The sequence below is a fragment of the Pseudomonas avellanae BPIC 631 genome (assembly GCF_000444135.1).
Taxonomy (GTDB): Bacteria; Pseudomonadota; Gammaproteobacteria; order Pseudomonadales; family Pseudomonadaceae; genus Aquipseudomonas; species Aquipseudomonas avellanae.
This window is the reverse complement of sequence record NZ_ATDK01000268.1, coordinates 1-10,065: the sequence shown is the minus strand read 5'-3', so window position 1 is coordinate 10,065 and position 10,065 is coordinate 1. Positions and strand designations below refer to the sequence as shown.

Annotated in this window: 8 protein-coding genes and 1 pseudogene; 5 read left to right on the top strand and 4 right to left on the bottom strand. The window is 58.5% G+C overall.

Going from position 1 to position 10,065, the window contains the following annotated elements; all coding sequences use genetic code 11:
* Window positions 1-444: 444 nt before the first annotated feature.
* The gene (locus DW49_RS0115685) at window positions 445-1,968 is read right to left on the bottom strand and encodes a fumarate hydratase (protein ID WP_003380911.1); all 1,524 of its coding nucleotides are present in this window, start codon (window positions 1,966-1,968) and stop codon (window positions 445-447) included.
* A gap of 179 nt (window positions 1,969-2,147) precedes the next feature.
* On the opposite strand from DW49_RS0115685, the gene DW49_RS0115680 reads away from it, so the two are divergent.
* Window positions 2,148-3,086: an iron-sulfur-binding ferredoxin reductase gene (locus DW49_RS0115680; protein WP_024420936.1), complete on the top strand. Its 939-nt coding sequence runs from the start codon at window positions 2,148-2,150 to the stop codon at window positions 3,084-3,086.
* A gap of 377 nt (window positions 3,087-3,463) precedes the next feature.
* Here the strand turns inward: DW49_RS0115680 and pyk are convergent, their stop codons facing one another.
* Window positions 3,464-4,915: a pyruvate kinase gene (gene pyk, locus DW49_RS0115675; RefSeq protein WP_003380907.1), complete on the bottom strand. Its 1,452-nt coding sequence runs from the start codon at window positions 4,913-4,915 to the stop codon at window positions 3,464-3,466.
* A 176-nt stretch (window positions 4,916-5,091) separates the two neighbouring features.
* Here pyk and DW49_RS0115670 point away from each other — a divergent pair, with 176 nt between their 5' ends.
* Together DW49_RS0115670 and DW49_RS0115665 are read left to right on the top strand one after the other, a co-directional pair.
* Window positions 5,092-5,493 (top strand): tetratricopeptide repeat protein, encoded by a 402-nt coding sequence (locus DW49_RS0115670; protein ID WP_005620234.1) that lies wholly within the window; start codon window positions 5,092-5,094, stop codon window positions 5,491-5,493.
* A 189-nt stretch (window positions 5,494-5,682) separates the two neighbouring features.
* Entirely contained in the window at window positions 5,683-6,042 is a 360-nt protein-coding gene (locus DW49_RS0115665) for a PilZ domain-containing protein (protein ID WP_005620232.1), read from the top strand.
* A 27-nt stretch (window positions 6,043-6,069) separates the two neighbouring features.
* On the opposite strand, the gene DW49_RS0115660 is transcribed toward DW49_RS0115665, so the two are convergent.
* Together DW49_RS0115660 and DW49_RS0115655 are read right to left on the bottom strand one after the other, a co-directional pair.
* Complete coding sequence (locus DW49_RS0115660; RefSeq protein WP_005620231.1) at window positions 6,070-7,413, bottom strand: DUF58 domain-containing protein; 1,344 nt, start codon at window positions 7,411-7,413, stop codon at window positions 6,070-6,072.
* On the bottom strand, window positions 7,410-8,459 hold the full coding sequence (locus DW49_RS0115655) for an AAA family ATPase (RefSeq protein ID WP_024419760.1): 1,050 nt from the start codon (window positions 8,457-8,459) through the stop codon (window positions 7,410-7,412). The genes DW49_RS0115660 and DW49_RS0115655 overlap by 4 nt, the downstream gene beginning before the upstream one ends.
* A gap of 444 nt (window positions 8,460-8,903) precedes the next feature.
* Between DW49_RS0115655 and DW49_RS0115650 the strand changes: the two genes are divergently transcribed.
* The gene (locus DW49_RS0115650; protein ID WP_005620227.1) at window positions 8,904-9,299 is read left to right on the top strand and encodes a helix-turn-helix domain-containing protein; all 396 of its coding nucleotides are present in this window, start codon (window positions 8,904-8,906) and stop codon (window positions 9,297-9,299) included.
* A pseudogene (locus tag DW49_RS0115645) lies at window positions 9,293-10,000 on the top strand (type II toxin-antitoxin system HipA family toxin); the annotation flags it as partial. The gene DW49_RS0115650 and the pseudogene DW49_RS0115645, both read left to right, overlap by 7 nt.
* Window positions 10,001-10,065 lie beyond the last annotated feature (65 nt).

The window sequence follows — 10,065 nt, the reverse complement described above, 5'->3', positions numbered from 1 at the left end:
GCGGCGGGTTTGCTTGCGTTTGCCTGCGTACTCAACGTCGGAAAAGCTCATTTGGCTCATGGGCGGCTCGGATCAGGTGGTCAGGCGATTTTCGCATATTTGAGACTTGTTCGGAGGTTCCTTAGGTGGGCTTACTATTTGCTTTTCTCTGGTTTATATACCCGGCAAATTAGTGCGAGCTGGAGAATATAAATATCGCCCATGCATCTGTGTTGCGGAGAATGTATTCGCTTCTGAGCTGTTTTTTGGTATTTTTTTTGCAGAGTTGAAGCCTGAATTATCCGGGAGTATTGAAAGGTTTTTAAATTTTTTGAAAGTTATCTTGGGGTTTATTATGGATTGCTATTAAAGCTTTACAGGGTTCCTCTGTAAGAGTTTCTGCCTGTTCCCATAATAAAAAACCCGGCTTGCGCCGGGTTTTTTCATCGTGTTGCACGTCAAAACTTACTGCACTTCCACCGCCAGACTGTCGCTGATCTTCTTCTGCCAGATCTGCGGACCGGTGATGTGTACGGATTCACCCGTGCTGTCCACGGCAACGGTTACCGGCATGTCTTTGACCTCGAACTCGTAGATCGCTTCCATGCCCAGTTCGGCGAAGGCCACGACTCGGGATTTCTTGATCGCCTGAGCCACCAGGTATGCAGCGCCACCGACGGCCATCAGGTACACGGCTTTGTGGTCGCGGATTGCGTCGATTGCGGTTGGGCCGCGCTCGGATTTGCCGATCATGCCCAGCAGGCCGGTCTGGTCGAGGATCTGGCGGGTGAATTTGTCCATCCGCGTGGCGGTGGTCGGGCCTGCCGGGCCGACGACTTCTTCGCGTACCGGATCAACCGGGCCGACGTAGTAGATGAAGCGACCCTTGAGGTCCACCGGCAGGGTTTCGCCCTTGTTGAGCATTTCGACCATGCGCTTGTGCGCAGCGTCGCGGCCGGTGAGCATCTTGCCGTTGAGCAGCACGGTTTCGCCCGGTTTCCAGCTTTGTACGTCTTCCGGGGTCAGGGTGTCGAGGTCGACGCGGCGGGCCGATGGGCCAGCTTCCCAGACGATTTCCGGGTAGGCGTCCAGCGATGGCGCTTCCAGCGAAGCCGGGCCGGTGCCGTCGAGCACGAAGTGGGCGTGACGGGTGGCGGCGCAGTTGGGGATCATGCACACCGGCAGCGAGGCGGCATGGGTCGGGTAATCCATGATCTTGACGTCGAGCACGGTGGTCAGACCGCCCAAGCCCTGAGCGCCGATACCCAGTTGGTTGACCTTCTCGAACAGCTCCAGGCGCATTTCTTCGATGCGGCTTTGCGGGCCGCGCGCCTTGAGCTCATGAATGTCGATGGACTCCATCAACACTTCCTTGGCCATGACGGCGGCTTTTTCAGCCGTACCGCCGATGCCGATGCCGAGCATGCCCGGCGGGCACCAGCCTGCGCCCATGGTTGGCACGGTTTTCAGCACCCAGTCGACGATCGAGTCGGACGGGTTGAGCATCGCCATCTTCGATTTGTTTTCCGAACCGCCGCCTTTCGCCGCGACGTCCACTTCCACGGTGTTACCCGGAACGATGGAGTAGTGGATAACGGCCGGGGTGTTGTCCTTGGTGTTTTTACGAGCGCCTGCCGGGTCGGCGAGGATCGAGGCACGCAAGACGTTTTCAGGCAGGTTATAAGCGCGACGCACGCCTTCGTTGATCATGTCGTCCAGGCCCATGGTGGCGCCGTCCCAGCGAACGTCCATACCGACGCGCACAAAAACCGTGACGATGCCGGTGTCCTGGCAGATCGGGCGATGACCGGTTGCGCACATGCGCGAGTTGATCAGGATCTGGGCGATGGAGTCGCGGGCGGCAGGCGATTCTTCACGCAGATACGCCTCGTGCATGGCCTGGATGAAATCCACGGGGTGGTAATAGGAAATGAACTGCAGTGCGTCTGCAACGCTCTGAATCAGGTCGTCTTGCTTGATCACGGTCATGCGGCGCGCTCCTCTGTAAGGACGGGAACATTCAATTACGCTATCGGCGGCAGTCTGGAACTGCGGCTTGAACCAGAGCTGTAAGGTTAGCTGTAGCGGGCGCAAAAAGGCGCGGCAGTATAACCCGCCCGACAAGCCAGTCTGTACAATCGCCGTTATTTTCTGCGCAGGGCGTCTGAATGCCTCAATTGCATGTGGGTGAGCGTAGCTGGTCGGTGCCCTCGGCCGGCAATCTGCTCGACGCCCTGAACCATGCCGGCGTGCCGGTTCCATACAGTTGCCGTGCCGGCAGTTGTCATGCGTGCCTGGTGCGCTGCGTAAAGGGCGAGCCTGATGATGCATTGCCCGAGGCCTTGCCCGCTGAAAAGCGTCAGCAGGGCTGGCGGCTTGCCTGCCAGTGCCGAGTAGTGGGGGATCTGACCGTCGAGGTGTTCGACCCCCGGCGCGATGGCTTGCCTGCGAAGGTCGTTGGCTGCGACTGGCTTGGCCCAACGGTGCTGCGCTTGCGGCTCGAACCGTTGCGTCCGCTGAGATACAGCGCTGGGCAGCACCAAGTGTTGTGGACCGCAAGCGGTATTGCCCGACCTTACTCGCTGGCCAGTCTTCCGGGCGAGGATGCGTTTCTGGAATTTCATATCGATTGCGGTTTGCCCGGTGCATTCCGTGATGCCGCCCGCCAGTTGCAGATCGGCGACGACATGCGGCTTGGCGAACTGCGTGGCGGGGCGCTGCGTTATGACCCCGACTGGCAGGACAAGCCGTTGCTGCTGCTGGCGGCCGGCACCGGCCTCGGTCCTTTATGGGGCGTGCTGCGCGAGGCGTTGCGTCAGGAGCATCAAGGCAGTATCCGCCTGATTCATCTGGCCCGCGACAGCCAGGCACATTATCTGGCTGATGAGCTGCTGGCTCTGGCTGAACGTCATCCACAGGTGCTGGTTCAACTGATCACCACGCAAACGCTGCAGACAACCCTGGCCGAGCTGCGCCTGTTGTCGCGGCATGCGATGGCGCTGTTGTGTGGCAGTGCCGACAGCGTTGAGATGTTTGCCAAGCGGTTGTATCTGGCAGGGTTGCCGCGTAATCAATTGCTGGCGGATGTGTTTGTGGCGCGGGAGTAAGGGGCTCGTTAGTTAAAGCTCTCGTTCCGCATGCTTCAGCGCTTAGCGTTATACAAGTCCGCTTTTGATTCTGGCCGAAGGCCGTGGGACCGGGGCGGCGATCCGCATTGTTCGCGAAAGGGCCGTTACATCCGCTGAAAATGTATCGCCCGGAATAAAGCTTTCGCGAACAAGTTCGCTCCCACGCCCTGCGGGCAGAAGCGTGCTCTGCGTCCGATGCATCGCTATGCACAAGTCCGCTTCTGATTCTGGTCGAAGGCCCCGGTCGCTCCCACGCCCTACGGGCAGAAGCCTGAAAGCCCCAGTTCCCGAGCTGACACAATACAAAAAGGCCCCGGCTCTTGCGAGACGGGGCCTTGGCTTGCAGCGCCGAGCTATCAGACCAATGGGTCGCCAACGTGCAGGATTTTCATGCCGTTGGTGCCACCGATGGTGTGGTAGCTGTCGCCTTTGGTCAGGATGACCCAGTCACCTTGCTCGACCAGACCACGCTTGAGCAGTTCGTCGACGGCGGCCTGGCTGACCTGACCTGGCGGCAGGGCTCCCGGGTCGAACGGCACGGTGTAGACACCACGGAACATCGCCGCGCGCGCTTGAGTGCCACGGTGCGGAGAGAACGCGTAGATCGGCACCGAGGAGCGGATGCGCGACATGATCAGCGGGGTGTAGCCGCTTTCGGTCAGTGCGATGATCGCCTTCACGCCAGGGAAGTGGTTGGCGGTGTACATGGCGGCCAGCGCGATGCTTTCGTCACAACGTGTGAACGAGTGGCCGATCCGGTGGCTGGACGTTTTGCCGGTCGGGTGCTTTTCAGCGCCGACGCAGATACGTGCCATGGCCTGTACGGCTTCGACCGGGTAGGAACCAGCCGCACTTTCTGCCGAGAGCATGACGGCGTCGGTGTAATCGAGCACGGCGTTGGCCACGTCGGACACTTCGGCGCGGGTCGGCATGGGGCTTGAGATCATCGACTCCATCATCTGCGTCGCTACGATCACCGCCTTGTTGTGGCGACGTGCGTGCAGAATGATGCGTTTCTGGACACCGACCAGTTCAGCGTCGCCGATTTCAACGCCCAGGTCGCCACGGGCAACCATCACAGCGTCACTGGCGCGGATCAGTGCATCGAGCACTTCGTCGTTGGCGACCGCTTCAGCGCGTTCGATCTTGGCGACCAGCCAGGCAGTGCCACCGGATTCGTCACGCAGTTGGCGGGCGTATTCCATGTCGGCGGCATCGCGCGGGAAGGAAACGGCCAGGTAATCGAGGTCCATTTCGGCAGCGAGCTTGATGTCCTGCTTGTCTTTTTCGGTCAGCGCCGGAGCAGTCAGGCCACCGCCACGACGGTTGATGCCTTTATGGTCGGACAGCGGACCGCCGATCAGCACGGTGCAGTGCAGTTCGTGTGCGGTCTGGGTGTCGACGCGCATGACCACGCGACCGTCGTCGAGCAACAGCTCGTCGCCTACGCCGCAATCCTTGACCAGATCCGGGTAGTCGATACCCACGATCTGCTGGTTGCCACTGGTCAGCGGGTGAGCAGTCGAGAAGGTGAATTTGTCACCGACCTTCAGCTCGATTCGCTTGTCGGTGAACTTTGCGATACGGATTTTAGGACCCTGCAGGTCGCCCAGCAGAGCGACGAAGCGCCCGTGTCTGGCGGCGATTTCGCGGATGAGCTTGGCGCGTGCCTTGTGTTCATCCGGAGTACCGTGAGAGAAGTTCAGACGAGCAACGTCCAGACCCGAGAGGATCAGTTGTTCGATGACTTCCGGCGAGTTGCTGGCAGGGCCAAGTGTGGCGACGATTTTGGTGCGGCGAACGGTCATGCACAAACTCCTTAATTGAAGCGCAGCGAGAGGCTACTCCTGTCTGTGTATTTAGTCATTGTTCCTTTGCACTACCGTGTTGCTGTGGTGAAGGGCAATCGGCTGACAGTCTGCACTCGATTTGCTTGAAGAAACGGGCTGTCAGGCCGATACAGGGCAGAGAACAGGAGACTCCCATGCGTATTGTAACGATTGTTGTATTACTGACTGCGCTCAGCGGTTGCACCCGCTGGGCAATGAACTCCAACCTTGATCACGCCTACCGGGCCTATCAGGAGGGCGATTGCGACCGGGTGATGCTCGATCTTTCCAAGGTCGATCGTCAGAGTCGCGAGCGGCGCTATGTGCAGCCGGAAGTGTCGATGCTGCGCGGCCAGTGCCTTGAGCGGCAAAAACTGTACGTCGATGCTGCGCAGACCTATCAGTTCCTGATGAACCAGTACCCTGGCAGCGAATATGCGTATCGTGCGCGCGCCAGGCTCGACACGCTGGCTCAACTGGGCCACTACCCCCAGGCTCAGCCCGCCAGGCCTGTGCCCGCACCGGCTCCTGTGCGAAACGTATCCGTTTCAAAGTAGTTACCCTCGTTTGGAGGGCAGGTGTCGTATTCGGGTGGATTTAAAAAAATTCTGATCTAGGCTGTGTTCACCAACGTACTAACTGTAACGAGCTTCTTCAAAAGCGTTCCCGGAGCGTTTGCAATTGAAGTCCTCGGCAAGAAAACGGTGTTAGGTGAACGCAACATTGGCCTCGGAAGGCAGCCTGCCATGCATACAGAGCGAAAAATCGAACGGCACCAATTGCAGGACTATCTGCAGGTTTTCAATCGCCACACCGGCAAGCCGGTAGGGTGCCTGGGCAATGTGTCCGGGGAAGGGCTGATGCTTATCAGCGATCTGCCGGTGCTGGTGGGGGCTAAATTCGATTTATGCCTGAAACTGCCGGGTAACACCGTTGGACAGACGCTTGAGGTCAGCGCCAAGTGCCTCTGGTGTCGCGAAGACGAGACACCGGGCAGTTACGATTCTGGCTTCAAGCTGTCTCAGGTCTCGGCGGAGTATCTGGACTTCATCCGGCTGTTGCAGCGGTATTTCTGTTTTTACCCTTCTTATGAAGCGTCAGCCTGATTCTGTCGGCTGGCAGATTCAAGAGTGTCATAGGGTGCCCGCCTTTTTCCAGCTCAGGTAACGAGTGACCAGTTGTGGCCCCAGCTCCTTAGGCCTTGCGTCCATTATTGCCATGCCTTGTGCACGCAAGCGGTCGTGCAGGGAAGTGCGCGCATTTAGAAAGCTGATGGTCCCACAGTATTCCAGCGCCTCATCAGCGGTTTGCACCGGCGACTGACGCAGGCTGTCGAGTACCTCCTCTCTGAGGCTGGCAATCAATACTCTATGGTGCTTGCCGAGTTGCCTGACGGCCGCCAGCAGTTCCTCGTCGTCTTCATCGCGCAGGTTGGTGATCAACACCACCAGTGAGCGTTTTTTATGACGCACCATCAATTGCCGAACGGCGGCGCTGTAGTCAGCGGGTCTTCGAGTGGTCTGCAGGTCGTAGACCGAGTTGAGTAACAGGTTGAGCTGGCCCGATCCCTTGACCGGCGCCAGATAACGGTCCTGCTCGCCGGCAAACGTCGCAAGGCCTATCGAGTCGCCTTGACGCAGTGCTACATAACTCAGCAGCAGGCAGGCATTGAGTGCGTGATCGAAGTGCGACAGGTCGCCGTCCTGACTGCGCATGCGACGTCCGCAATCGAGCATGAACACAATCTGCTGATCGCGCTCGTCCTGATACTCCCGGGCGATGGGGGTTCGCTGGCGGGCAGTGGCCTTCCAGTCGATCTGGCGCAAGCTGTCACCTTCACGAAACTCACGCAACTGATTGAATTCCATCCCCAACCCGCGACGTTGCAGCTGGCGCACGCCCAACTGGCTCAGCCAGTTATCCACAGCCAGTAGCTGGCCGCCGTAGAGTCGGGCGAAGTCAGGGTAGACGCGGGTTGTATTCTGCAATGCCACGTGGCGACGTGCCGTCCATAACCGCAACGGCCCCGGCAGACTGATTTCGCAGTGCTCAAACGTGAAATGACCGCGGCTTGACGGGCGCAGCCGGTAGCCGATGCTGCCCTTGCCGCGAGCAGGCAGGGTGATGGTTTGCGGCAGGTCTTCATGCTCCAGGCCCTGCGGCAGGTGGTCGAACACCCTTAACGTGAGCGGTTTGGCACCGTCGTGCTGCAGATCAAGTCGAGCTTCGTTCCAGCGATCCAGTGCCAGGCTGCCCGCAAGCTCGCGTTGTATGCGCGGCGAGGGGCGTCTGAGCAGCCAGCATGCATCAAGCAGGCTCAGGCCCGCCAAGGCCAGCAATGCGCCCCAGTACAGGCTGTCGATTTTTGCCGGGTAGTCGATCCCCAGCGCCTGCAACGTCCCGAGCAGCAATGCAAGGCACGCCAGCCCGCCGAGCCAGTACAGCATCGCAACAGCCGGTTTGAGGACCTGTTTCACAGGCGCGGTGCCGAGACCTGATCGAGGATCTGCCTGAGCACTTGATCCACCGACAGGCCCTCGATGTCCAGTTCCGGCGAGAGCTTGACCCTGTGTCGCAACACGGCCAGCGCGCAGCCCTTGATGTCATCCGGCGTTACAAACTCGCCGCCGCGCAACAGCGCACGGGCTCGTCCGCCACGCACCAGGGCGATCGACGCGCGCGGCCCTGCGCCCTGATTCAGACCGGGCCAGGTCCGCGTACTGCGGGCCAGTCGCACAGCGTAATCCAGCACATGCTCATCAATGGGCAACTCGCTGGCAATGCGTTGCAGGACCTGAACCTCCCGGGCCTGCATGATGACCCTGAGCGGGCGCACATCGAGCATGTCGGCACGGCTTGAGCGTGTGACCTGGCGCACCATGTCCAGCTCTTCCTGCGCCTCGGGATAATCCATGCGCAGCTTGAGCATGAAACGGTCCAGTTCGGCTTCCGGCAGCGGGTACGTGCCTTCCTGTTCGATGGGGTTCTGGGTCGCCAGCACCATGAACGGTTGCGGGATGGGCAGGGCGCGGCCCTCAAGCGTCACTTGCCGCTCCTGCATGGCTTCGAGCAGCGCAGCCTGAGTCTTGGCCGGCGCCCTGTTGATCTCGTCGGCCAGCAGCAGATTTGTGAACAGCGGCCCCTTGCGCAGCTTGAACTGTTCGGTCTGCAGGTCGTACACGGCATGTCCGGTGACATCGCTGGGCATCAGATCCGGCGTGAACTGGATACGGGCGAACTCGCAGCCGATACAACTGGCGAGCGCCCGCACCAGCAACGTCTTGCCCAGCCCCGGTACACCTTCAAGCAGCACATGACCGCCGCCGATCAGTGCAGTCAGAACGTCCTCGATAACTGCGTTTTGTCCAATCACGGCCTTTTGCAGTTCGTTGCGCAATGCCTGGGCGAGCTGGTTGGCGCGCTGGCGTTGCTGCGTCTGGGTGCTTGCCGGGCTGGTGGGTTCGGTGGCTGGCTCTGCAACAGGTTCGGCTCTGCCGACGTGTTCGTGCGTTTGATCGCTCATGCGTTCCAAGGCTCCGCTAGCTTCCATATTTATTTTATCTTCGTATATCAAGGACTTGCCTGATTTTAGCGTTTGTTTTTTTGAGGCGATTCAGTGATTGCCCGCCTGAAAAATTGCGATTCAATGATCGTCAGCGCGATCCTGGCCCCGATATACGTGTTCTAGCATGACAATGGCGCATGAGTCGATTTCGATGGTTGCTCAATCCCTGTGGGATGGTCGTCCAAGCGAATCGGTGGGGAAGTGGTTTTATTTTTCGTTGCTCAATGTCGAGGGCCTGTAAGGAAAATTTTTCTTTATCTAAACGCATAAAAAAGGCTGTAAAGATAGGATTTATTTGCCTTGATGCGATGGTTCGTAACGTCTAGAGTCCTTATTCATAAGGATATTATTTCTTTCCTTAAATTGTGTTTAAGCGGGTTTTTATAAAGAAAGGTTGTCTCTATGAATTTTCTCGGCATGACAGATGAAGCCATTGCAGTTGAGTTAGGTGCGAGAATTCAGCGTCAGCGTCTGAACCGTAACAAGACACAAGAGCAGATCGCTGAGGCGGTTGGCGTCAGCAAGCCTACGATTGTTCAACTGGAGCGCGGTCATGCAAAACTGACCACACTCATAGCGGTGATGAGGGCTCTCGACATTATCGATCAGGTTAACCAGATAGTACCCGATGTCCCGGTCTCTCCTGTCCAGGTGTACAAAATGAGTGGGGCAGTGCGTCAACGCGCATCTTCAAAGGTCCGGCGTATTTCACAAGACAGGAGCAGTGGGGACACGGAAGCGGCCGTGCCGAAAGTTCTGCATGGCAAACGATTGAAAAAGGACGATGGCGGATGGTAGCAAACACTGCTCGTGTGAGCCTCTGGGGTAACCCCGTGGGGGCTCTGGTCTGGGACGATGAGAAGCGAATCGGGAGCTTTGAATACTTCCCCGAATTTATCGGTGGGGGCTTGGAGATAGCTCCGCTGACGATGCCGCTGAGCGCAGGCACGATATACACATTTCCCGGCCTCAATCCAGATGTCTATAAAGGCCTTCCCGCGTGCCTCTCGGACTCACTTCCTGATGATTTCGGTAATGCCCTTATTGATGCGTGGCTGGCGCGTGAGGGTCGCGATAAAGCATCCTTCAGCCCTGTAGAGCGTTTGCTTTACACAGGGCATCGGGCGATGGGTGCCCTGGAATATGACCCGGCTATCAACGGGGGTTCCCGTCAGAGTGTTCCGGTCGAACTTGAGTCGCTGGTGAAGCTTGCTGGCGAGGTGCTCTCGGACCGCGAAAGTTTTACAGCAAGGCTTTCGGGTGGTAGTACCAGCCCGCAAGAAAGGGATGCGATGCATCGCCTGTTTCAGATTGGCACCAGTGCTGGCGGCGCTCGGCCAAAGGCAGTCATAGCCATGAATGAACGCGGCGACATAAGGTCGGGTCAGGTTCCCGCCCCAGAAGGTTTTACTCAATGGCTTCTAAAGTTTGATGTGGATAAAGGCGCAAGTTCACTGGGTGATCCTCTAGGAGGGTGTAGACAAAATCATGTAGTGAGTCGGCGCGCGAGTATTCGAGCCTCGGCCAACCAAACCCATGCCTCGCTTACCGCAAAAAGGCGATC

Coding starts and splice junctions, on each gene's coding strand:
- DW49_RS0115665 (WP_005620232.1), top strand. CDS start 5,683: ATGCATACAGAGCGAAAAATCGAACGGCACCAATTGCAGGACTATCTG.
- DW49_RS0115670 (WP_005620234.1), top strand. CDS start 5,092: ATGCGTATTGTAACGATTGTTGTATTACTGACTGCGCTCAGCGGTTGC.
- pyk (WP_003380907.1), bottom strand. CDS start 4,915: ATGACCGTTCGCCGCACCAAAATCGTCGCCACACTTGGCCCTGCCAGC.
- DW49_RS0115685 (WP_003380911.1), bottom strand. CDS start 1,968: ATGACCGTGATCAAGCAAGACGACCTGATTCAGAGCGTTGCAGACGCA.
- DW49_RS0115655 (WP_024419760.1), bottom strand. CDS start 8,459: ATGAGCGATCAAACGCACGAACACGTCGGCAGAGCCGAACCTGTTGCA.
- DW49_RS0115650 (WP_005620227.1), top strand. CDS start 8,904: ATGAATTTTCTCGGCATGACAGATGAAGCCATTGCAGTTGAGTTAGGT.
- DW49_RS0115680 (WP_024420936.1), top strand. CDS start 2,148: ATGCCTCAATTGCATGTGGGTGAGCGTAGCTGGTCGGTGCCCTCGGCC.